Genomic DNA, 25,867 nt, shown 5'->3' on the forward strand with positions numbered 1-25,867 from the left:
TCAGTTTGCTCCGGAATATCCAAAACATACAGATATCTTTATATTCTTGCCGTATTTATATGATATGTAAAAAAATATATAGATTTTTATATTAAGTTAGGATTATTAAAATATATTCATATATTTGTTAAATGAAACTGTGCAGGGGCACAGATTAAAAAAAAATATATTTTTCAAGAATTATATTTTTAAGAAAATTTGTCTAAATCTTTTTTACAGTTTCAGAAATCTAATTAACTAACAAAATATTTATTAAAATGAAAAAACAATTTGCGTTTTTAATTTCATTTGCATTGTTGCTGGTTACTCAAATTATGAGTGCTCAGAGTATTACTGTGAGTGGATTAATTGTTGATCAATCTGGAAAAACCATTCCAGGTGCGAATGTTGTCGAAAAAGGAACTACAAATAGTGCTGCTGCCGATTTTGACGGAAAGTATGCTATTAAGGTTTCTGGACCTAAAGCTGTTTTGGTTTTCTCGGCAATTGGTTTTAGTTCAAATCAGGTTACTGTAGGACAAAAAAAATCGATTAATGTTACTCTTCAAGACGAAGCTACTTCGTTAAAAGAAGTGGTGGTTGTAGGGTATGGTACTGCAAAGAAAAAAGATTTGACAGGATCTATTGCTTCAGGAAATTTAAAACAATTTCAAGAAGCTCCAAACACCAACATTTTGCAATCATTAGGCTCTTTGCCCGGTGTTGTTATTGGACAATCCAATCAAGCGGGAACAGATCCAACTATTAAAATTCGTGGGCAAAATACATTGAGCGGAAATACAGGTATTCTAATTGTATTGGATGGTGCTGTATATCGTGGCAAATTCACGGATATTAATCCTAAAGATGTTCAATCTTTGGATATATTAAAAGACCCGAGTAGTAAAGCAATATATGGAGCACAAGCTGCCAATGGTGTAATGATGATTACAACTAAAAAAGGTAAAAAAGGTTCAAAAACAGTTATTGATTATTCTACTTTTTATGCTATTCAACAACCTGTTAAAAACAGAAGAGTTTTGAATAGAGCTCAATTTGAAGAAATGGCACGAACTGCAAATTATAATAATGCAGGAGTTCCGGGTTATCTTGCGCCAGATTATACGAAACCTAATCCAGCTTGGAATTACATCAATAATAGTGGTGGTGCTTTTATCCCAACTTTTGTATCTTCTTGGAATGCAGGAACTGATTATGATTGGTATGGTGATGCAACCAATAATTCGATGTATACTTTAGATCATAATGTAAGTTTGAGAGGAAGTACCGAATCTACAACCTTTTTCCTTTCAGGAGGATTTACTGAGCAATTGGGTTGGGTAATTAATGACAATTATGCGCGTAAAAGTATTAGGATTAATGTTGAAAATAAACCTAAAGAGTGGTTAACCATCGGTGCTAATGCATTTGGTGCTTTTTCTGATCGTTCTGGAGTTTCTCCTGATTTGGTTTCATTGTCAGTAATGCACCCGGGTGCATCGCCTTATGGAGCTGATGGAAAATATTTGTTAAATCCTGTAGGGGGTTCAACTATAAATCCATTTTTGCAAGTAACACAAGATAATTTAGACAAACAAAATAATATTTCATTGCTTCTTTATGCCGCAGCTGATATTCCAGGAGTAAAAGGATTGAATTACCGTATTAATTATAGCAATAATTACAGATGGAATCAGTTTTATAATTCTAGTATTTATAATACAGGATCTGCTTCAAAAATTAATCAAGCGACTATTGATACTTCGTTAGATAATATCTTTAGTTATAACCGTCGTTTTGGTTCTGATGAAAAACATGGCGTAAATATTACAGCAGTTCTTGGAAGTAATTCAGTAGATTACGAAGGAACAACAGCTAGTGCTAGTCAATTTAGTAATTTGGCTTTGTCTTATAATAGTTTGGAGCAAGGGAATCCGTTGTTAAATAAAGTTTCTTCTGATGCTTGGGCTGAAGATTTTTTATCACAAACTGGTAGAGTTGTTTATGATTATGATGGAAAATATTTTGTAAATGGTAGTATTCGTAGAGATGGTTACTCAGGGTTTTCAGCTAATCATAAATGGGGAACTTTTCCATCATTTGGTTTAGGTTGGAATATTACAAAAGAAAATTTCTTGGCAGATGCGAAAAAGATTGATTTGTTGAAATTGCGTTTTAGTTATGGAGAAAATGGTAATACCACTTCTAGATATAGCTCATTGGCTCGTTTTTCAGCAGATGCAGCTTCGCAATATGTTTTTGGAGATGGTGGTTCAACAGTAAATGGTATTTCTCCTTCAACTTTGGCTAATCCTGATTTAGGTTGGGAAACGACTATTGGTTACAATATAGGTTTTGATTTTGGCTTCTTTGATAATCGTATAACAGGAACTGTTGATGCTTATAAATCCAATACAAAAGATTTATTGTGGGACTTGCCTTTGCCAACTATTACAGGCTTTTACAGTATTAAACAAAATGTTGGAGGTATCGAAAATAAAGGAATTGAAGTTTCTGTGAATTTTAATCCAGTGCGAACTAAAGACTGGGATTGGACTTTCGGAGTTAACTATTCTAAAAACGAAAATGAAGTTACTTCATTGTTTGGAAAAGATATTGATGGTAATGGAGTAGAAGATGATTTGTTTCCTACCAATAATGATGGTTCTGGAGGTTTGTTTATAGGTCGTCCAATAGGTACCATTTACCAATATGTTGAAGATGGAATCTACCAATTAGGTGATGTTGTACCAACAGGATTTAATGTTGGAGGTTGGAAAATAAAAGATATTGCTGGAAACCCAGATGGGACTCCAGACGGAAAAATAACCGCTGCTGATAGAACTTTTATTGGCACAACAAATCCAGATTATCAAATAGGTTTTTCAAACAATTTGAGATGGAAAAACTTTTCGTTGAAGTTCTTTATCAATAGTGTTCAAGGTGGTATTGGTGCCAATAATCCTTGGGGAGGTCTTGCAGGTGCCAATGGTGCTTATGGAACTATTAGTAACATTGTTAACAATAATAGGTACAATGATATTGATTCTTGGTCACCTAGCAATCCTGGAGCTGAGTTTGCTATGGCTGGTTCAACAACTGGAGGTGTCAATTTCACTCCTTACAGAGACAGAAGTTTTGTTCGTTTGAATGATATTTCATTTACTTATGAAATGGATAAAGATTTAATTAGCAAAACACCTTTTGCTAGTATCAAATTTTTTGTAAGTGGTAAAAATTTATACACTTATACAAAATGGAAAGGATGGGATCCAGAAACAGGGCAAGGGCTTATCGCTATCAATCCGACTACAGCTAATAATAATACAAGTGGATTACCTGTTATGAAAGCAGTAAGTTTTGGTCTAGATATGTCATTTTAATTTTTAAAATATAACAATTATGAAAACAATATTTAATAAATTTTTAGTATTATCCCTTTCGATAGGGATGCTAGTATCTTGTAGCGATGCAGTACTTGACGAAGTGCCTTTGGATTTTTATAGTCCAGAAAGTGCCTTTTCTAATGTGGCTGGTTTTGAAGCTGCTTTGACTGGTCTTTACGCAAAAGAACGTGGAGTGTATTATAGCGGAGGAGATGTTAATTTTTCGTTACTTTTCGGTACGGATACCTTTATGGAAGCAAGGTTTGTTGGTTTTGGTACTGATGAAAAAATTATCGATTTTCAAAAAGCATTCGCACCAACTAAATATGTTCCAAAATACTATTGGGATGAAAATTATAAAATTATTAGTGCGGCCAATGTAATTATAAAAGGTGCAGAAGTTTCGACTTTACCTCAAGCGAGTTTAGCACCACTTGTGGTTGAAGCTAAGTTTTTTAGAGCTAAGGCATATCGTGATTTAGTTTACTTGTATGGTGATGTACCTTTGACATTAGAGCCAGTTACCGTAAGAAAGGACGACTTTGTACGTGCCCCTAAAAAAGAGGTGTTAGAACAAATGGTAAAAGATTTCCAGGAAGCGGCTGAAAAATTGCCTGCTATCTCAGCAGTTAAAGACGGTAAAATATCAAATATTGTTGCCTATCATTATTTAGCAGAAACCTTAATTACACTCGGTAAAAATGCAGAAGCTGTCGTTGCGTTAAATAAAGTTATCGGAGATCCAAACGTGAAATTGATGACGGCTCGTTTCGGAAGACGTAGTTCGGTTTTTGGAAAAGATGTTTATTGGGATTTATTTCAAAGAGGCAATCAAAATCGTGCTAGTGGAAACAAAGAAGCTTTATGGGTGGCTCAAATTGAAGAAGATGTGCCAGGTGGATTCGTAGACACAAAAGGAAGAAATAATAATGTTTTAGAGCGTATGCACGTTCCTGCCATTTGGTCCCTTACTGATAATAAAGGAAAACCTGGTTTTTTGGGTAAAGCTTCTTCTGATAATGTTGGTGGTAATGGTGTTTCCTTTTTACAGCCTACGCCTTATCTAGATACAACAGTTTGGCCTGCAGGTTGGACATCAGATATAAGATGTAATAATGCCAATTTCCTTAAAGATTCTTTTTATGATAATCCTGCTTCTGTAGCTTTTGGAAAAAGTATCAATGATCCACTTTACCGTTCTTCCAATCGTGGAACTACTCCAGCTGCGGGTTCTTGGCGTTTTTACAGATGGTTTGTAAAAGCTACTACTCCAGGAGATCATCCTACTTTTTTGAATGATCCAACACAAGTGAACAGTTTTAATCAAGGTGGTAGTGGAGGAACTTATCACGATATGTATATTTTGCGTTTGTCGGAATCTCTATTGTTAAGAGCAGAAGCTTATTTAAATCTTGGTAATACTACTGCTGCGGCTGCTGATATTAATATTGTTCGTAATAGAGCATTAGCCACACCAGTTACACCAGCTGAAGTTACAGTAGATTATATCCTTGACGAACGCGCTAGAGAACTATGTTTAGAAGAACAACGTTCTATTACATTACGTCGTCTTGGTAAGTTTGTAAGTCGCGTTAAATTGTATAATCCTTACTCTGCACCTTTTGCTTTACCTTATCATGAATTAATGCCCATACCTCAAAATACAATCGAGGCAAATTTAGGTGCGGTTATGCCACAGAATCCAGGTTATTAATATTTTTTTGGTTGTTAGTTTTAAGGCTCTGAGTATTCAGGGCTTTATTAATTTAAATAAATAAAAATTATCAGTTTATGATTCTTTAATTCACAACTATGGAAAACTCAGAATTTCTTGGCCCAAATTATTTTTTATCAAATAAAGTTTCTGAAGTTTTATTTCATGAAATAGCGCACACATTGCCAATAGTTGATTACCATAATCACCTAAATGTTTCCCATTTAGCAACAAATTATGCTTTCAAAAATATTGGTGAGTTATGGGTTTCAAAAGATCCGTATAAACATCGAGCGATGCGAATTAATGGTATACCAGAAAAATACATTTCAGGTGACAGTACAGATAAAGAGAAGTTTATGCATTGGGCCAAAACTTTGCCAAAAACTATGGGAAATCCTTTATTCCATTGGTCTTGTATAGAGTTGGATAAAGTCTTTGGAATTAAAAAAATATTAACGGAATCAACAGCCGAGTCAATTTGGAACAATTGTAATGAACAATTGCAAGACAGCAAATTTGCGGCAATTCCATTATTGGAGAATTGGAATATAGATACTTTGTGTACTTCCGATTATTGGTTTGATGATTTGTCTTTACATAAAAAAACTTCTTCACAAGCAAAATTTAACGTTTTGCCCTCTTTACGTTCTGATATTGCAAATAATATTTCTTTGTGGAAAAGACATAATTTTATTGAAAATTTAGCTATAATTTATCAAAAAGAAATTAATTCACTTACTGATTTTCAATCAGCCCTTCACAAACAATTGCATCATTTTAATGAAAATGGTTGTAAATTGTCTGATCATGCTCTCGATTCAGGTTTTGTGTTTGTTCCCACTTCTGAATCTGTGGCCACGCCACTTTTTAAGACTTGGATAACAAATCAATCGTTGTCTAATTCAGAGATTATTCAGTTACAATCTTATATATTGGCTTTTTTAGGAAAAGAATATGCAAAATTGGGTTGGACAATGCAGTTGCATATCGGGGCACAACGGCATACGAGTTCAAGATTGCGGAAATTAGCAGGCTCATCTGGTGGCTTTGCAGGTATTGGAACTGCCGCAGATATTGCCAGTATTTGTTCGTTTTTAAATCTTTTGGAGTCAGAAGATTGTCTGCCTAACGTAATTCTATATACGTTGAACCCTTCCGATAATGAGGCTTTTGCTTCTTTAACAGGATCCTTTTCCCAAGAGGGTAAGCCAGGCAAGATTCAATTTGGACCTGCTTGGTGGTACAACGATCATTTTGATGGTATAAAAAGCAATTTACTCACAATTGCCAATTATTCTTTATTGAGCCGATTCGTTGGCATGACCACTGATTCAAGAAGTATTTTATCGTTTTCTCGACACGAATATTTTAGAAGAATTTTGTGTAATATAGTTGGAGAGTGGGTTAATAAAGGATTATTGCCCAATGATATGGATTTATTAAAGGATTTAATAACAGCAGTATGCTATACCAATAGCAAGCAAATGATAGCCAATGGAAAATAGTAATAGAGTAGCGGTAGTCACTGGGGCTGGAGGAACATTATGTTCTGAAATGGCAAAGGATTTAGCCAAGCAAGGGTATAAAGTTGCCCTTTTGGGGAGAACTTTAGAAAAATTAAAAATTGTTGAAGCTCAAATTCAATCTGCAGGGGGTATTGCAATATCAATATCTGCCGATGTTTCGAATGAAAATTCTATAAAAGAAGCCAATGAGGTAATTATTAAGGAGTTGGGATTTTGTTCTGTTTTGATAAATGGTGCTGGAGGCAATCAAATGGAAGCCCTAACGAATATTAATGAGTTTGACGAAAGGGAATTGAGTGATGATCCTGGTATCAAAGGTTTTTTTAATTTAAATATGGATGTTTTTGAGAATGTTATCAATATCAATACTATGGGAACGGTAATCCCTTCCTTTGTTTTTGGAAAAGTGATGGCTCAACAAAAGTCTGGTGTGATTATTAATATTGCTTCTATGAATAGTTTTCGTCCGCTGACCAAAGTGGGTGCCTATGGAATGGCAAAAGCCAGTGTTGTTAATTTCACCCAATGGTTAGCCACTTATTTGGCTCCAGCCAATGTAAGAGTAAATGCAATTGCTCCTGGATTTTTCTTAAATGACCGAAGCAGGAAAATTATGTACAATGAGGATGGTACACAAACCCAAAGGGCACATAATGTTTTAGGGCACACACCGATGAAACGGTTTGGCGAAGCATCAGAACTATTAGGATGTATGAATTGGTTAATTGATGAAAAAGCCGCTGCATTTGTTACTGGAATTGTGGTTCCAGTCGATGGAGGATTTTTAGCATCCTCAGGCGTTTAAGACGATTTCTATTATTTAGCATTAACATAAAATAAAAAATTATGAGTGTAGATCAATATAAAAAAGAAGTTAGCATGATGAAGTTGGATAAACTCATTGAAATGCGCGAGAGAATTTCTACAGCTGTTTTTCCAATCTCGGACAATGAATTATTAAGTCGTTATGAAGCACTTTATACGGGAGCTATTAATGATGTATTACGAGAGTTTTGTTTTATGAATCAGGCTTTGCCTAATCATATTATTCCACTTCGTGAATATCGTACTGTAGCAGGATTTGCTTTTACTGTCAAAAGTTCTCCAAGTACAAAAGTCTCTGGCGAAATGGAGTTTCGGACACAGATGCTAGACGAAATGAAAGAAAATGCTTTTGTGGTATGGGATAGTAGCAAAGATGAAGAATCTACTTCTTGGGGCGGCGTTATGACAGCTACTGCAAAAGGAAAAAAAATTAAAGCAGCCTGTTTAGATGGTGGAATTCGAGATACACATCAAATTTTGGAAGCTGATTTCCCCGTGTTTTATAAATATCGCTCTTCAAACGGAAGTCTAGGGAGATGTTTAATAACAGCTTATCAAGTGCCATTACAAATTGGCAGCGTCATTTTGAAACCGGGAGACGTTGTTCTTGGCGATGTTGATGGAGTTTTGGTAGTACCTCGAGATATTGCATTTGATGTTTTGGTTCGAGCAGAAGAAATCAAAGAAAACGAAAAAAAGATTTTTGGCTGGGTTGCCGAAGGTCAAAGTGTAAGAGACATTACAGATAAAGGAGGTTATTTTTAATTCATAAAGGAATAAAATGAAATGCTCAGGACTAATTTTTCATATACAAGAATGTTTATCAAAGCGTTCTATATGACCTATAAAAAACAATAAAAATAAACAGATGAAATTAGCTTTTTTGTTTTTTGGGAATACACCTGATGAAAAATGGCAACTTTGTAAACAAATGGGTGTAGATTATGCCATTGCAAAATTAGCTCCTGAACTTACTCAAATGCCGTCAATTGATAATTTGGAATCTTTTGAACGTTCCAAAGAGATTTATGAAAAGGAAGGATTCAAATTGTATGGTTTAGAAGGGGATCAATTTGACATGAATCGAATTAAATTGGGGTTGGAAGGAAAAGAAAAAGATGTGGAAAAGTATTGTAAAATGCTCGAAAACATGAACAAAATGGACGTTCGATTATTATGTTACAATTTTATGGCTACGGGTTGGTATAGAACACACAAAGATTTAAAAGAAAGAGGAGGTGCAATTGTTAGTGGTTTCTCTTATGAAACTGCAAAAAAGGAACCTGTTTCAAAGTATGGTATATTTAGTGAAAATGAAATTTGGGATAATTATCAATGGTTTATTGAACAAATTATGCCAGTAGCTGAATCTAATGGAATAAAAATGGCGCTTCACCCAGACGATCCTCCCATAACTCCTTTACACGGAATTAGTCGGATTTTTACTTCTGCCAGTGCTATTGATAAAGCGTTATCTTTGAGCGATAGCCCTTCACATGGACTCACATTTTGTCAAGGAACATTCACAACTATGAACGAAAATGTATTGGAGATGATCCACAAGCACGGGAAAAATAAAAAAATATTCTTTGTTCACATAAGGGATGTAATTGGAACGTCAGATAATTTTAGAGAAACTTTTCATGATAATGGACCAACAAATATGTTTAAAATGATGAAAGCTTACAAAGAGGTTGGTTTTGATGGGCCTTTGCGTTCAGATCATGTTCCAACTATGGCAGGAGAAAAGAACGAGAATGTTGGGTATGAAATGAAGGGAAACCTTTTTGGAATTGGGTATATAAAAGGGTTAATTGATGCTTGTGAAGATATTAATTAAGGTTTCAATATGAATAAATTGCAGCAATTAGATTATTTAACGATCATCATTTATATGGTGTTAATGTCTGGTATTGGTATTTTTTTAGGAAAATATATAAAAAATGTTGGGGATTACTTTAAAGGCGGAAGTGCAGTGTCCTGGGTAGCAGGCGGAATTAGTAATTTCATGACTAAGTTTAGCACTTTTGTTTTTGTTGCCTATGCTGGAATTGCCTATTCTGATGGACTTGTTGCCATAACCGTAATGTGGTCCACTATATTCCCGTCATTGGTTGCGGTTTTTGTATATGCCAAGTTATGGAAAAGAGCAGGAATAATTAGTCCGGTTGAATTTTTAGAAACTAGATTCAATGCGCCAATCCGTCAAATTTTTTCCTGGTCTGGTGTTTTCTTGAAATTATTAGACGATATGATTAAATTGTACTCCATAGGCATATTTGTAATGGCGGCTTCTGGAATTCCTTTTAGTACCGCAGTGATTTATTGTGGTATTGTAGTGTCTATTTATACGGTAATTGGCGGTTTTTTAGCTGTTATTGTTACAGATGTCGTTCAATTTGTAATACTATTGTTTTCAACTGTTATTCTGGTACCATTGGCATATCACGCGGCTGGCGGTTTGTCCCATATGAATGCCGTTATTCCTGATCATATGAATTGGTTTAATGGAGACAGGGGGATGCCATTATATTTGTTCGTTTATTATATTACCATATTGATTAAATATCTGGGAAATTGGACTTTTATTCAACGTTTTTATAGTGCCAAATCAGAATCGGATGGTCGAAAAATTGGAATCTTGTCAGCAGTACTTTTTTTGATTTTCCCTGTTGTTTTCTTGTTTCCGGCTGTAGCGGCACGCGTGATACTTCCTAATTTAGAAAATCCTGAAATGGCATACGTTGCTATATGTTTAAAGTTATTGCCGCCCGGTATAATGGGATTAATGATTGCTGCCATGTTTGCCGCAACCATGTCGGTTCTTAGTGCGGAATTTAATGTTACAGCCAGTGTTTTGACAAGAGATATTTACCAGCGTTTGTTTCGTCAAAAAGCATCTGGCTATGAAACATTGTGGGTGGCTAGATTGATGACATTGCTAGTTGGCACTATCGTTACTGTTGGCGCTTTATATGTTGAAAAATTAGGTGGCGCTTTTCAGGTCAACCAATATTTATCCGGTATTTTTTCAATTCCAATGATAATTCCAGTTATTATGGGTGTCATTTTTTGGAAACCACAACCATGGGGGGCATTAGCTTCAATGTTTATAGGTGTTATTCTAGGTATTGTGCTAAATGGAGGAGAATACTTCAGTTGGGAAGTAGCCACCCTGATTGAAGTTGTAGTTTGTATGATTGTGTTTTTAGGTTCTGGTTTCTTTTTATCAAGTGACAACATTTATAATGATAAAGTGAAAGCTTTTTTTCTGAAATTAGCAACCCCAGCTCCTAAAGATATTGAGTCACATTCCTCTGTTGTAAACGGATTAATGAAACTATACTCAGTAGCTTTTGTAGTTACGGGCTTGATGTTTATTGTAATGGGCTTGCCATCAGTTTATAATTTGAGCGGCAGGTTAGCCATAGGGTCAGGAATTATATGTTTGATTGGGGCATTGGTTTTTTATTCAAAAAGAGATAAAAAAGCATAATATTCATTTTAATTAAAATAGATTGTTTTAGTTAATAAAAATTTGATTAATGCACAGCTATTGAAAAAACGAGATTTTTTGAAATTATGATAATATTATTTTTTACAATTAATTATACTTTTTTGCAAGATTGGTTTTTTTCTAAACTTTTTAATTATTAAAAAACATTACTTTTTTCAATATTTGAATAGTATTGAAAAAGTGATACATTTACATTCTATTTAAAAAAAATACTTTTAGTTTTTATTCAAAAATAATGTCAAATAGCAGATCTGGATCTTGTTTTATTGATACTTTTAATTGAATTGGAATTAGACTATTTAAATCAGAATTATAATTTTATTTATTCAATTAGTAAAACAGAATGAAAAAAATAGTAACTATAAATGATATTGCTAAAATCGCGAATGTTTCAAGAGGGACTGTAGATAGAGTAGTTAATAATCGTGGATATGTAGCCGAAGATAAGCTGAAACTCATACAGAAAATTATTGAAGAATTAAACTTTGTTCCCAATACACACGGTCGAAATTTGGCCTTAAATAAAAGTTTAACCATAGCAATGGTTTTTCAGGAGCATTCAGAAGGGGATTATTGGGAGCCGTTAATTAATGCAGGCAAGGATTTTAATAAAAATTATTTGCATCTGGGGTTGAAAATTAATTTTTACTTTTTTGACTTAAAAAACTTAGCAGCATTCAATGAAATTGAAAAGGAAATATTTTCAGGTAATAATGATGCTGTAATAACTACAAAACCTCAAAATCCAACACTTAAAGCATTTCTAAAAAAATGTTTAAGAAATAAATTACCCTTTGTTTTAGTTGGATCTAGTGACACAAAATACGGTGCATTAAGTAACGTAGGACAAGATTCATTACAAAGCGGAAGGTTAGCAGGCAAATTAATAAATTATAGACAAGATCATAATGCAATCTATGTGATTTTTAATTTATTTAGTGAAAATAATATCAATGACAATGTTATGAACCGGATAAAAGGATTTAAAACCTATTTTGCCGAAAATAACAAGCCTAAAATCAAGGTCGAAGTAATGGATATTAGTATAGATGACCCATCGTTAATTGATAAAATAAAAGAAAGAATTAATACATTAGACGAGAATGACGGTATTTTTATTCCTAATTCAAAAGGGCATTTTATTTCACAATTTGTCGATAAAGAAAAGATAAAAAGAGTCGTTGGTTTCGATTTAATAAGAGATAATATTAATTCTTTGAAGATCGGCAAAATTGATTTTCTTATTAATCAAAAACCATACGATCAAGCATATCAGGGTCTAGAAATTCTATATCGTTATTTAGGAACAAATCAAAAACCTCTAGATGTTGTTTTGATAAATGAGGAAGTTATTACGAGTGAGAGTTCTTTCTAATCCTAAATAGAGAAATTTATAATTTCGTTTTTTTTAATTAAGAATTAATTATGTGCCGGAGCACAGTTCGTAAATAATTTTTTCAATTCAATTTTTTTATAAAAATTCTAAATAGAACTAAATATGAAAAATACTTTTTTTAAATCAGTTTTAGGATACGATAGATTAATCAATTTAATTCTTTTATTAAGTTTGTTTTTATTTGCAGAGTATTCAATAGCTCAAAAAATAGACACATCTATAGACAGAGTAAAGACGGAGGTAAAAGTAAATCTACCTCTTATAGGTTCAGTAAAATATAGAAATGCCAGCGAAATCGAGTCATCAAACTGGATTATCGGTTGCGAAGGACTTGATCGTGATATTACGAATTATGATCAATACAAAGACTATCTTAATCCATTAGGTATAAAGGTATTGCGAATGCAAGCAGGATGGGCAAAAACTGAAAAAATAAAAGGGGTTTATGATTGGGTATGGTTGGATTATATCATTAATGACGCAACTAGCAAAGGATTAAAGGTATGGTTGCAAACTTCTTATGGTAATACTTTGTATCCTGGTGGTGGTGGTGCTAGTTTAGGAGCGGGAATCCCAAAATCCAAAGAAGCATTAATAGCATATCATAAATGGGTTGCCGCTTTAGTTATTCGGTATAAAGATAAAATTTCTGATTGGGAGGTTTGGAATGAACCTAATTTTGGAGATAATTCAGAAAACACTCCCGAATTAATGGCTGAATTTAATATTAAGACCGCAGAAATAATAAAAAAGAATCAACCCAATGCCCGAATTTCAGGATTAGCATTAGGGCATTTTAATTATAATTTTGCTGATAGTTTTCTTAAATATATTTCAAAAAAAAGGAAAATGAAATTATTTGACAATATGACTTACCACGATTATGTTTATAATCCAGATTCGAATAATCTTACAATTTTTGAATTGAAAGAATTATTGAAAAAATATGGTCCAAATGTAAAATTACGTCAAGGTGAAAATGGTGCACCTTCATCTAGTGGAGCAGGAAGAGGTGCTTTATGGGATTATGATTGGACTGAATTGTCTCAGGCAAAATGGGACTTACGTCGAATGCTAGGCAATTTGGGGAATGATGTAGAATGTTCCATTTTTGGTATTATCGACCTAGCTTATACAAGTGGGCCAATCAATAAATTGAATCCAAAAGGACTTATTAAAGCTGATGAAACAAAAAAAGTTTTAGGGCCAAAAATGGCTTATTATGGTATTCAAAACCTAACTTCCATTTTTGATAATTCGTTACAGCGATTAAATGGTTTGACTCAAACGTATAATATTGAGGGTGTAGGATTAAATGAAAATCGCTACAAAATTTCTACTGATAGAGGCGTCAGTGTTTATGGTTATGAGCATAAGATTACAAAAAAACAGGTGTATACCATTTGGATGAATGAAAGTATTCCGTTTAATACTAATGATATAAAAGAGATCACTTTTTCGTTTACAAATACCAATATCGAAAACCCTGTTTATGTTGATTTATTAACAGGTAAAGTGTATGAGATCCCTACAAAACAATGGAGTAAAAAAGAGAGTACTTTTACTTTTAAAAATATACCAATTTATGATTCTCCTATTCTTATTACTGATAAAAGTCTAATAAAATTAATAGGCCTTTAACTAATACTCGTCTTAAAAAAAACTTATAAAAAATCTAAAATGAAATTCAATACTTTAATTTGCATTGCATTATTTGTATGTGTTGCAAATGTTTTCGCTCAAAACAACACTAATTTACCTGCTGAATTACAAACTTTAAATCCCATAAATTGCTTTTCAAATAATTCTATAAAGGAATATACAGCAAGAGACATTTCAAATGGAATTAAACCAGCCATTTTTGAAAATAATTTAAATAAAACAGGAGAATCAGCGGTAAATGTTGAAGTCTTTTCGATAGCAAAATCTCATTATGATGTTGCGACATCTTGGAAAACAACAAAGAATATAAAAAAAGGAGACGTAATTTTAGCTAGAGTTTCACTTCGTGCCCTTTATGCAAAGCAAGAATCAGGAGAAGCAGTTGTGTATTTTTATGTGCAAAGAGAAAAATCGAGTGCTGACAAAAGCATCATTATTCAACTTGGGGCAGGTCCAGAAGGAAAAACCTATGATTTGCCCTTTATTGCATTAGAAGATATGCCTGCAGGTGAGGAACAAATTTCAATTTCATACGGCGCATTGCAACAAAAAGTAGAAGTTTCTTCTATACAAGTGTTTAACTTCGAAAATAAAATAAAATTAGACAAGTTACCGACCACTCGTTTTACCTATAACGGAAGAGAAAATAATGCCGCTTGGCGAAATGAGGCACTTCAACGTATAGAAGAAATTCGTACTGCACCTATAGAAATTAAAATAGTAGATCGTAATAAAAGACCAATTTTGGGTGCCAAAGTTGAAGTAAAAATGCTGCAATCCGATTTTATTTGGGGAACCGCTGTGAATGAAGCTATATTGGCAAACGACTTACCAGATACTCCAAAATACAAAAAGGTGCTTCAAGAGTTTTATAACACAATCGTAATTGAAAATGGCTTTAAAGGAGGTTCTTGGAAAATTGACCCTAAACGTCAAGAGGAAACTATTAAAGCATTTGAATGGGGTGAAAAAAATGGTTTTCGTCAGCGTGGTCATAATTTAGTTTGGCCAGCTTGGAAATTTAATCCCAAATCTACTAAAGAACTAGCTTTAAAGAATCCAGTTGCTTTTGAAAAATTTATTGAAGATGAAATTAGAGATAAAGCCTCATTTTTAAAAGACAGGGTTATTGCTTGGGATGTCGTAAATGAGTTATTGCATGAAAAAGACTATTTTCTTTATTTACCAAAAGATATAGTTGTAAAATGGTTTCAAATTGCCAAAGAGGTTGATCCCAATGCTGCAATGTTCATAAATGAATATGGAATGTTAAATAGTATTTCGAGTACAAAAATGATAAATGAATATCTTCAAGTTATTGCAGAATTGAAGTCCAAAGGAGCTCCAATTGACGGTATCGGCATTCAAGGGCACGTTGGACGCCAACCTAGGGATCCAGCACAGGTTATTTCAGACCTGGAACTATTTAGACCTATGGGTATTCCAGTTCAAATCACTGAATTTGACATCAATATGAAAGATGAAGAATTGCAGGCCGATTATACTAGAGATTTTCTAATTGCGTGTTACAGTTCTCCCATAGTCACTGGATTTACCATGTGGGGATTTTGGGAATCCAAACATTGGAAAAAAGATGCAGCAATGTTCAGAAGTGATTGGTCTGAGAAGCCAAATGCAACAGTTTGGAGAGATTTAGTCACTCAACAATGGAAAACAAGTTTTAGACAAGATTCCAACAAAGAAGGTTTAGTGAAATCTAAAGGTCATTTAGGAAGTTACGAAATGACCATTACTAAAGGTAATTTGATAAAAAAAATCAATTTTAGTGTTGCTAAAAATAATAAGCCTTTGGAAGTGATTTTGCAATAGCCGCATATTTAAGTAAATCTATTTGCTACTGTTTAATTTATTTCTTAATATTGTGCACGGGCACAATGTTAAGAAATACAAAAATTTGTATTTACTTATTGTTAACGGATTAATTTAAAAAAATAAAAAAATGAAAAGAATAATGTTCATTATAATTACTCTTATTTCAGTTTTTGCAATTAGTTATAGTAGTGATACTATTACCATTACTGCAGATCCTAAATTCAAAAACCCTGCTTCGAAAGATTTTAGCATAGGTATTGGATCACCCGCAATCGATAAAGCACTGGGAACTCCGTTGTCGACAAAAGACTTCACTGATTTTACAAGAGATTCTAAACCAGATATTGGAGCAATTGAATACAAGTAAATTAGTTTTTTAGGTGAAAATTCAGGGATAAATTTATTTGATCAAATATAGAAAAGGCTGGGTTTTATCATAACTAGCCTTTTGTATTAAAAATTATTTGTGTTTACAACAATCTTAATAATAAAACAACATTGACAATGCCAAGTAAATTAATATTATATTTTCTTTTGGTAATAATAATGCCTGGTGAATTATTTGCACAGCAAAAACGACTCTATATAGCCAATGATGATCATACCGATTATATGTGGACGGCCAATGAAGCAAAATATGATTCTGCTTTTGTAAAGATGTTGGATTATTCATTATTGCAGATTGATTCAACCAAAAACTTCCCATCGAACTTTCAAGCAAGATTTAATTGTGATGGGAGTTTATGGTTAAAAAAATACCAAAAGTATCGTTCAGATAAACAATTTAATAGACTTATTGCTGCCATTAAATCTGGACATATCAGTAGTCCGCTTAATATGCTGGTAAACTGTTATGGAGCGCAGCCCACAGAAGCAGTTATTCGCGGAATGTATTATGCAGGGCAGCTTGAGCGACAATACAATTTACGTTTTACTATGGCCGGTGCGATGGAAAATAATACGTTGCCATTAGGATTAGCCTCGCTTTGGGCAGGTTCAGGAGCAAAGTATAGTTGGAAAGGCATTGGAGGCTATGGCAGTCAATTGAGTTATGAAATTAGAGAAAAACGTCCCCATCAAATGTATAGATACAATGGTTTAGATGGAAATGGAGTATTGATGAAATGGTACAACTATAATGAAAAAACAACAGCTCCATTGGGAAGTTATGCGGAATGCAGGCTGAATGTAAAGTACAAAAAATTGGATGATGATTTTAAACATATTGTCAACGCATTAGATAAATATTGTGATACCATCTCTCCTAATTCAACCTATCCATATAATATTGCAGGCGCATTTGGTTTTGGTCACGATGATTTAGATACTTATGTTTCAAACGCTTATATCAATGCAGCGAAAAAAGGAACTAACAATGAAAGATCCGTAAGAGTTAGTAATGAAGAAGATTTTTTTATAGATTTTGAAAAGTATTATCCGAAAGTACCAGCACAATCGGTCAGCTTCGGTAACGAATGGGATTTATTGCCAGCATCAATGAACGAAACTACAGCCAGAATGCGCCGCGCAACTGAGAAAATGCGTTCAGCCGAAGCATTGGCAACATTAGTTTCCTTGAAAGATAAAAACTTTATGAAAGAAACCCAAAATGCCCGTGACAAAGCTTGGGAATCTTATGGGATGTATTGGGAACACAATTGGACAGCAGACGGACCAGTATCTAGAAAAGCAAGAGCAGATTGGCAAATTAAAACCCAGGAAAACTTAACAGCTTATGTTGATACTTTGCTTAACCTTTCCATAAAAAAAATGGGCAGCCATATAAAAGTCGATGGTGATCCAAGTTTTTTTGTTTTTAACCCCTTAAGCTGGATCAGGAATGATATTGCAGATTTAGAATATAACGGAGCATATCCCGTAAAAGTAATAGATAAAGTATCAGGTAAAGAAGTAACTAGTCAGCTAATCACCAAAAGCGGAAAACAATTTTTGAGAATTTTTGCCCCAAATATTCCTTCTGTAGGATATAAAGTTTTTCTAATAAAAAAGGGTTTTCCAAAAGTAAAACCAATAGCTGCAACCGTTCAAAATGAATATATCAGCAATGATTTTTATAGATTACGTTTCAGTAAATCTGGTGTGATTACAGAGATTACAGATAAACTTGCGAACCGACAATTGATCAAGATTACAGACAGAAAAGATGCCAATGATTTAGGGGCAAACGATGTAAATGACGGAGAGGAAATAACTGTTGAAAATGCTGGGCCAGTCTCAGTTACTCTAAAAGCTGTTTCATCAAACCCAGTTTTGCATACGACCCGAATTACTTTATATGCTGATAGTCCACGAATTGATATTGAAGATAATATTCAACAAAATTTTGGTGATGTAAAAACTTGGTCTTTTTCTTTTGATCTGAATGATCCAACCACTCGTCACGAAGAGTTGGGTGCTATACTTACAGATAAATTAGAAAAAAATGGCGGACATTATGCCAATAGCATCGCTCGCTACGATTGGCAAACTTTTAATCATTTTGCAAATCTAAGTGAGAAAAATTATGGAATTACATTGTCTAATTTAGATTGTAGTTTCTTTAAATTAGGGAATAGTACCATAAACTCTCTAGATGAAAGATCATCACAAATTAACGCTTTAGCTGGAGGAAATGTCGATAAAAAAGTAGAAGACGTGGGAATACTTGGGATTTTAAATCAAAATGGAAATAAAGATTTTCTCTATCACTTTGCAATTTCAACTAATAAAGTGAATTTTGATCCAACAACTTCGATGAAGTTTTCTTTGGAACATCAAAATCCATTGGTAACAGGAATGATAACTGGTGGAGAAAATGATGTAAAATTGAATACTTTTTCATTATTAGTCTCAAATAATCCCAATATCTTGCTTTGGAGTGTCAAACCTTCTGAGGAAGGAATAGAAAATGGGATAATTACTAGATTTTGGAATTTTTCTAATATATCTGTTCAACCTAAAATACAATTTAATGCACAATTGAAGTCAGCATTTCAAACCTCACATATTGAAACAAACAAAAAGGAAATTGAAGTAGCAAAAAGCGAAATTCAATTTGGCTTTAAACCGTTTCAAATACTAACATTTAGAGCGGTTTTAGAAAATAAATAAACAAATTTTTTAAATATGTTTTTTGATAAGGTGTTTCTAAAGAAGTTGAACTTTAGCAGTAAATATCTTATTATTTATTTTTGGAATCTACTATTTGTTACAATGATATTTTTAACTAATTGAATTATTGATTATGAATTTTTTTAATATAAAGTCTTATTTTATTGGGTTGATACTTATTGTTTTTTCTCAATGCACAATTGCACAAAAACACAGCAAAAATCCAGTGGATTATGTAGATAATTTTATTGGGGTTAGAGATAAAAACAGCAGTTGTGTACTTGGACCGCAATTGCCCAATGGATCTATAAATCCAAGCCCACAAACTTTACCAGGTAATAATACTTCTGACATGGATGGTTATGTTATGGGAAATTCCATTCGTGGTTTCGGTCAGTTACATGTAAGTGGCACCGGTTGGGGGAAATATGGTCAAGTATTTATATCGCCTCAAGTGGGTTTGGCCGTTGGCGAAACCGAACACGATTCGCCAAAAGAGAATGAGGTGGCAAAACCCTATGAGTATAGTGTCGATTTGAGTCGTTATGGAATCAAAACGGAAGTTACTCCAGCAACACATTCGGCAATTTATAGATTTACTTTTCCAAAATCGAAAAAATCAAATATCCTGTTGGATGTGAGTCATAATATTACTGATATTGCTTCTGTTATGAAATCGGCAAACGGGAATTTTTTAGGTGGAAAAGTTACATTTACCAACTCTACTAGCACTGAAATTAAAGGATATGGAGAATATACCGGAGGTTTTTCAAATGGGCCATACAAAATTTTCTTTTGTATGAGATTGAGTAAGGCACCTCAATCCAAAGGTACTTTTATTAACGGAAAAATTAATCAGGGGCAAATAAACGAAGAGGCTCAAAAAGTAGAAGATCGTATTGGAGCGTATGTTCAATATAATACAAAAGAAAATGAAGTTGTTTATTTGAAAGTTGCCGTTTCGATGAAAAGCGTCGAACAAGCAACTTCTTGGTTGGATGCAGAAATTCCAGCTTGGGATTATAATGCAATTAAAGAAAATGCCATAAAATCTTGGAATAAGGAATTAGGAAAAATAAAAATTGAAGGAGGTACTGATGCTGAAAAACGAATTTTTTACACTGCATCCTATCATGCTTCTATCATGCCTCGTAACAAGACCAATGACATGGTTGGTTTTGATAAAGACGTACCGGTTTGGGACGATCATTTGGCTGTGTGGGACACCTGGCGTACACTTTATCCCTTGAAAGTTTTGACAAATCCTGATATGGTAAGCGGTACAATAAATTCCTTTATAGCTCGATTGAAAAAAAATGGCAAAGTAAAAGATGCTTATGTAGCGGGGAATGATATGATGGCCGAGCAAGGTGGGAACAATATCGACAACATAATTGCCGATGCTTATATGAAAGGCATAAAAGGGGTAAATTGGGATGAAGCCTATAAAGTGATGAAATTCAATGCTGATAACGAACGAAATGGAATTGACAAGTCTGACAACGGCATGAAGTACAAAGAGTTGGGTTGGATTCCAGCTGGCAAAATGAGTTGTTCGATAACACTGGAATATGCCTACAATGATTTTTGTGCTGCACAAATGGCAAAATCATTAGGGACAAAAGCAGATTATGAAAAGTATCTAAACCGCTCTAAACAATGGGTAAATCTTTGGAATCCAGTAGCCGAAAGCGATGGACACAAAGGATTTATAGCACCAAAAAACTTAAAAGGGGATTTTATTTCCATCGACATAAAAAAGAACTGGGGCTCTTGGAAAGATTATTTTTACGAAGCCAGTTCGTGGACCTATTCCTATTTCGTTCCTCATCAGTTTGAGAAATTGGTCGAAATTTCGGGTGGTAAAGAAGTCTTTGCCAAAAAGTTACAATATGCCTTTGAAAACAACTTGGTTGATTACAGCAATGAACCTGCATTTTTAGCGGTTCACGCTTTTCATTATGCTGATCGCTCCGATCTGGCGAATTTTTACATTCGTAGATTAATGAAAGATCGTTTTACCCTAGAAGGTTATCCCGAAAACGAAGATAGTGGCGCCATGAGCAGTTGGTATGTTTTTTCATCTTTGGGATTTTTTCCTAATGCTGGACAAGATATTTATTACTTAACTGGTGGATCATTCCCAAAAGCAACAATGACCCTTGGCAATGGAAAAGTGTTGACGATTACCTCTCAAAATGCATCCGACAAAAATATTTACATACAATCTTGTAAAATAAATGGCAAGGTATGGGACAAATTTTGGTTCACTCACGAGGAAATTGCCAATGGTGGAACGATTGAGTTTGTAATGGGAGATAAGGCAATAATCAAAAAATAAAAGACTTTGTTATATTAAATCTAATGAGAAACATAATAACCATATCGTTTTTATTCTTGGCGATAAGTGCTTTTGCGCAGAAAGCTCTAGAAGAAAAATTAACGCGGTTCGTGGATCCTTTTCTTGGAACTTTGGGCGAGGGAAATGTTTTTGCAGGTGCCTGCTTACCCCACAGTTTTGTGAAACTAGGTCCGGATACCAAATACAATAGTGGAGCTTCGGGATATAAAAAAGATAAGGAAATCAAAGGCTTTTCTCACTTGCATATTTCTGGAATGGGTGGTCCTATGTACGGCAATATCCAGGTTATGCCAACTACTGGCGCGATAGTGCCCTTAAACCATAGTTCTGACAAAGGAGAAGAAATTGCAGCACCGGGTTATTACAAGGTGCAATTGAAAAAATATGGAACAACTGCTGAACTAACTTCTACTGCTCACGCAGGTTTTCATAAATATACTTTTCCCCAAAGTGAATCGTCACATATACTAATTGACGTAGGGGCTACGCTTTATGGTGTTGCAAAAAACTGGAATTCAAGCCAGCCAATTGGAGGCGAAATACACGTCGACCCTTCGAAAAATGTAGTGTATGGTTATGGTACTTATAGTGGCGGTCGATCAACAAAAAAACCTTGGAGGGTTTATTTCTATGCTGTTTTCGATACAGCATTCGATTGCTTTGGAACCTGGTCTGATAATGTTAATCACGATGGTGTAAATAAAATACTTGGTAATGAGATTGGAGCCTACTTAAATTTCAAAACCAAAGAAGGGCAACAAATAAATCTGAAAGTTGGTATTTCGATGATAAGCACCCAACAAGCTGAAGAAAATGTTGCAAAGGAAATACCCCATTGGGATTTTAATCAAATTAAAAGTCAAGCCAATATGAAATGGGAGAACGAGTTGCGAAAAATTGAAGTCAAAGGAATGTCTGACGTAAATAGCCGAATTTTTTATACTTCATTGTATCACGCACTACTCTCTCAAGACGATTGGACAGGTGAAAATCCTGTATTTGATTATAAAAGACCCTACTATGAAAATTTCCTTTGTGTATGGGATTTATTTAGAACCGTAAGTCCATTGCTAACTCTTATTAGCACAAAGGAACATACCGATATGTTGAACACTTTGCTGGATGTATACAAACATGACGGATGGTTGGCAGATGCACACAGTAGTTTACAAAGAGAATTCACTCAAGTTGGCACAAATACCGATGTTTTATTTGCCGATGCTTTTGTGAAAAAACTAAAAGGAATTGATTATAAATTGGCGTATGAAGCTGTAAAGAAGAATGCAACAGACACAAGCTTTACGAATAAGAAAGTAGACCATGCCGGCAGAATTGCCTTGCCATATTATACCCAATACCATTATATACCAATTGATATAAATCAAAGAATAACTGTTTCCCGCACCCTTGAATACGTTTACAACGACTTTTGCGCTTATCAATTGGCCAAAAAATTTGGAACTAAAAAAGAAGAGGAGTTATTTAAAGACAGATCTTTTTGGTATAAAAATTTATGGGATAATGATTTGAAATTGATGCGTGGGAAAAATGCAAATGGTACTTGGGTTACACCATTCGATCCATTAAATAATGAAACCGGACCCAATTATTACGAAGGACATGCCTATACCTGGAGTTTTTCTGCTCCACACGATATAAAAGGACTGATTGATTTGAATGGGGGAAAAGAACAATTCATCAATAATCTAACCAATGCAGTATCCAACCATTATGAAGCGTATAACGAACCTTGTATGTTGCAGGCTTACCTTTTTGTTTGGGCAGGCAGACCAGATTTAACACAGAAATTTATTCGAAAAGCAACTTCCGATAATTTTACAGATAAATATGATGGCTTACCAGGGAATGATGATAGTGGCACTACTTCGGCTTGGTATCTATGGAGCAGAATGGGTATTTTTCCAGTTGCAGGACAGAATTTATACATAATTGGTAGCCCAAGTTGTTCGGAAACAACCATCCATTTAGAAAGCGGAAAAGACGTTATTATTTCGGTAAAAAATGCGTCGGAAGAAAATATTTATATTCAATCGGCTAAACTCAATGGTAAAAATTACGACAAATCATTTTTTACACACGATGACATTGTAAATGGTGCAAAATTTGAATTTGTGATGGGAGCAAAACCTTCAAATTGGGGGTCTAATGCAGTGCCACCATCAATAAGTGATAAATAATTTGATATTAAAAAAGAATAACTACGGATTTATAATAGATTTAAAATGAAAAAAAATAATCAAGCGAAAGTAAGAATTTCAAAAATTGTATTGCTGTTCACTTTTTCAATTGGAGTTATTACAGCTCAAAATACGTCTACAATGGAAAAAAAAGCCAATGCCCTAATCCAAAAAATGACTTTAGAGGAAAAAGTGGGTCAGCTTAATTTAGCGACTTATGTAAATGAAAATAACACGACTAATTCCCTAAGTGATAAAATCAAGCGAGGAGAAGTGGGTAGCATTCTGAAAAGCAATGGAGCCGAAAACAATTTTCAACTTCAAAAAATTGCTGTAGAGCAATCTCGATTAGGCATTCCATTAATTTTTGAGGAAGACGTTATTCACGGTTACAAAACCATTTTTCCTTCACCAGTGGGAGAATCTGCCGGTTGGAATTTAGAGACAATTGAAAAATCGGCAAGTATTGCAGCTAAAGAAGCCTCGGCAAGTGGTATACATCTTACGTATGCACCAATGGTTGATATAACCAATGACCCTCGATGGGGTAGGATTGTTGAAGGTGCTGGCGAAGATCCCTATTACGCCAGTTTTGTAGCTGCTGCAAGAGTAAGAGGTTTTCAGGGCAAAGATTTGTCTAGTGGACAAAACGTGATGGCTTGTGTGAAGCACTTTGCTGGTTATGGAGCCGCATTGGCAGGTCGTGATTACAATATTGCTGATTTTTCGGAACGAACACTGAGGGAAATTTATTTACCTCCATTTAAAGCAGCTATCAATGCAGGTGTTGGGAGTGTAATGTCTGCTTATTCTGCCTATGATGGTATACCAGCCACAGCCAATCAAAAGTTGCTGAAAGAAATTTTGCGTAAAGAGTTAGGTTTTAATGGTATGTTGATAACAGACTGGGAAACGGTTCGTAATCTTGTTAAAATTGGTGTTGCTGCTAATGAAAAAGAGGCTGTTTTACTGTCGATTAATGCAGGAGTAGATGTTGATATGACCAGCGGATTATTTCTAAAACATCTTAAAGAATTGGTACAAGAAGGTAAAGTAAGTATTTCAGTAATAGATAAGGCAGTACAACGGGTTTTAATAGCCAAGTATAAATTAGGATTATTTGATAATCCGTATAAATTTTTCGATGTAAAAAGAGAAAAGGAAACATTAATGTGTGCCGAGCATCTAGAATTTGCTCGAAAAGCGGCTCGTGAATGTATGGTGCTTTTAAAAAATGAGAATCAGTTATTACCATTAAATAAAAGTATAAAAAAAATAGCTGTCATTGGACCTCTTGCAAACCGCAAGAAAGATTTATTATCGTGGTGGGGTGGAACCTATTCTCAAGGGAAACCAGAAGACGTGATTTCGGTTTTAGATGGGTTGAAGCAGAGTGTTGACTCTTCTGTTGAAATTAACTATGCTGAAGGAGTGAAATTGGACGGTTTTGAACCAAAAGGGCTTGAGCTGATTCCCGAAGCAGTAAAATTAGCATCAGAATCGGATGTCGTGATTTTGGTTGTGGGTGAAGAGTTTTGGATGAGTGGTGAAGCTGGAAGTATTTCAAATATTAATCTACCGGGAGCACAAGAAGAATTAATCAACGCTATTAGCAAAACAGGTAAGCCAATTGTGAGTGTAATTATAAATGGACGACCGTTTGATATTCAAAATATCACTTCAAAATCAAGTTCAGTTTTAGAAGCTTGGCAACCGGGAACAATGGGTGGCTTTGCAGTTGCTGATATACTACTTGGAAAATACAATCCATCAGGTAAGCTAACAGTTTCCTTTCCTAGAAATATGGGGCAAATACCAATTTTCTATAATTACAAAAGAACATCTCACGATGTAAATGAGTCTAACAAAAATGTGCGATGGACCAACAAATATTTAGACATTCCAATCACACCATTATTTCCCTTTGGATATGGCTTGAGTTATACAGAATTTACCTATTCGAATCTTAAATTATCAAGTCCTATTATCAACCCTAATCAATCTGTAAATGTTAGTGTAGAGGTTTCAAATACAGGTAATGTTGCAGGAGAAGAGGTCATTCAATTGTATGTAGGAGACGATGTGTCTTCCGTTTCGAGACCAGCAAAAGAGCTGAAAGGTTTTGCGAAAATTTCATTGAAACAAGGAGAAAAACAGGTTGTAAATTTCATTTTAACACCAAAGGATTTTTCGTTTTATAACAAAGATATGAAATGGGTCTTGGAACCCGGCACTTTTTCAATAATGGTTGGAGCCTCTTCAGCAGACATAAAATTTACTGAAAAATTGAGCATTAAGTAAGAAGAACTAGCAAAGGAGGATTTAATTAACCGTTTAAGGCAGAGTTAATTGGCT

The 25,867-nt window shown here is 34.3% G+C and carries 15 protein-coding genes; all 15 read left to right on the forward strand.

Translation table 11 applies throughout. The features are described from left to right. The first annotated feature begins 257 nt into the window (after positions 1–257). The 15 genes from B2145_RS07680 to bglX all read left to right on the forward strand — a co-directional run bounded on the left by B2145_RS07680 (position 258) and on the right by bglX (position 25,813). Positions 258–3,362 carry a SusC/RagA family TonB-linked outer membrane protein gene (locus tag B2145_RS07680; protein ID WP_291100518.1) on the forward strand — a complete coding sequence of 1,035 codons (3,105 nt, stop codon included), beginning with the start codon at positions 258–260 and terminating at the stop codon, positions 3,360–3,362. A 67-nt stretch (positions 3,363–3,429) separates the two neighbouring features. After that, a complete protein-coding gene (locus B2145_RS07685; protein ID WP_291100521.1) occupies positions 3,430–5,079 on the forward strand; it encodes a RagB/SusD family nutrient uptake outer membrane protein in 1,650 nt (549 codons plus the stop codon). 98 nt (positions 5,080–5,177) lie between these two features. Further along, entirely contained in the window at positions 5,178–6,587 is a 1,410-nt protein-coding gene (gene uxaC, locus B2145_RS07690) for a glucuronate isomerase (RefSeq protein ID WP_291100523.1), read from the forward strand. Continuing rightward, positions 6,577–7,413 (forward strand): SDR family oxidoreductase, encoded by an 837-nt coding sequence (locus B2145_RS07695; RefSeq protein WP_291100526.1) that lies wholly within the window; start codon positions 6,577–6,579, stop codon positions 7,411–7,413. Before uxaC ends, B2145_RS07695 begins: the two co-directional genes overlap by 11 nt. 41 nt (positions 7,414–7,454) lie before the next feature. Next, positions 7,455–8,198, forward strand: coding sequence for an RraA family protein (locus B2145_RS07700; RefSeq protein WP_291100529.1), 744 nt, complete (start codon positions 7,455–7,457; stop codon positions 8,196–8,198). 103 nt (positions 8,199–8,301) lie between these two features. Next, positions 8,302–9,273 (forward strand): mannonate dehydratase, encoded by a 972-nt coding sequence (locus tag B2145_RS07705; protein ID WP_291100531.1) that lies wholly within the window; start codon positions 8,302–8,304, stop codon positions 9,271–9,273. 9 nt (positions 9,274–9,282) lie between these two features. Then, positions 9,283–10,929: a sodium:solute symporter family transporter gene (locus tag B2145_RS07710; RefSeq protein ID WP_291100533.1), complete on the forward strand. Its 1,647-nt coding sequence runs from the start codon at positions 9,283–9,285 to the stop codon at positions 10,927–10,929. 364 nt (positions 10,930–11,293) lie between these two features. Beyond that, the gene (locus B2145_RS07715; protein WP_291100536.1) at positions 11,294–12,325 is read left to right on the forward strand and encodes a LacI family DNA-binding transcriptional regulator; all 1,032 of its coding nucleotides are present in this window, start codon (positions 11,294–11,296) and stop codon (positions 12,323–12,325) included. A gap of 123 nt (positions 12,326–12,448) precedes the next feature. Beyond that, the gene (locus B2145_RS07720; protein WP_291100539.1) at positions 12,449–13,987 is read left to right on the forward strand and encodes a beta-galactosidase; all 1,539 of its coding nucleotides are present in this window, start codon (positions 12,449–12,451) and stop codon (positions 13,985–13,987) included. A 39-nt stretch (positions 13,988–14,026) separates the two neighbouring features. After that, a complete protein-coding gene (locus B2145_RS07725; RefSeq protein ID WP_291100542.1) occupies positions 14,027–15,838 on the forward strand; it encodes an endo-1,4-beta-xylanase in 1,812 nt (603 codons plus the stop codon). A gap of 130 nt (positions 15,839–15,968) precedes the next feature. Further along, positions 15,969–16,208: a choice-of-anchor Q domain-containing protein gene (locus B2145_RS07730; RefSeq protein ID WP_291100545.1), complete on the forward strand. Its 240-nt coding sequence runs from the start codon at positions 15,969–15,971 to the stop codon at positions 16,206–16,208. Positions 16,209–16,345: 137 nt separating this feature from the next. Next, positions 16,346–18,952, forward strand: coding sequence for a glycosyl hydrolase-related protein (locus B2145_RS07735; RefSeq protein WP_291100548.1), 2,607 nt, complete (start codon positions 16,346–16,348; stop codon positions 18,950–18,952). Between the two features lie 133 nt (positions 18,953–19,085). Continuing rightward, a complete protein-coding gene (locus tag B2145_RS07740) occupies positions 19,086–21,293 on the forward strand; it encodes a GH92 family glycosyl hydrolase (RefSeq protein ID WP_291100551.1) in 2,208 nt (735 codons plus the stop codon). 23 nt (positions 21,294–21,316) lie between these two features. Further along, a complete protein-coding gene (locus B2145_RS07745; protein ID WP_291100553.1) occupies positions 21,317–23,512 on the forward strand; it encodes a GH92 family glycosyl hydrolase in 2,196 nt (731 codons plus the stop codon). 45 nt (positions 23,513–23,557) lie between these two features. Then, on the forward strand, positions 23,558–25,813 hold the full coding sequence (bglX, locus tag B2145_RS07750; protein ID WP_291100555.1) for a beta-glucosidase BglX: 2,256 nt from the start codon (positions 23,558–23,560) through the stop codon (positions 25,811–25,813). Positions 25,814–25,867: the final 54 nt, after the last annotated feature.

The organism is Flavobacterium sp. UBA5153, from assembly GCA_002413745.1.
Classification (GTDB): domain Bacteria; phylum Bacteroidota; class Bacteroidia; order Flavobacteriales; family Flavobacteriaceae; genus Flavobacterium.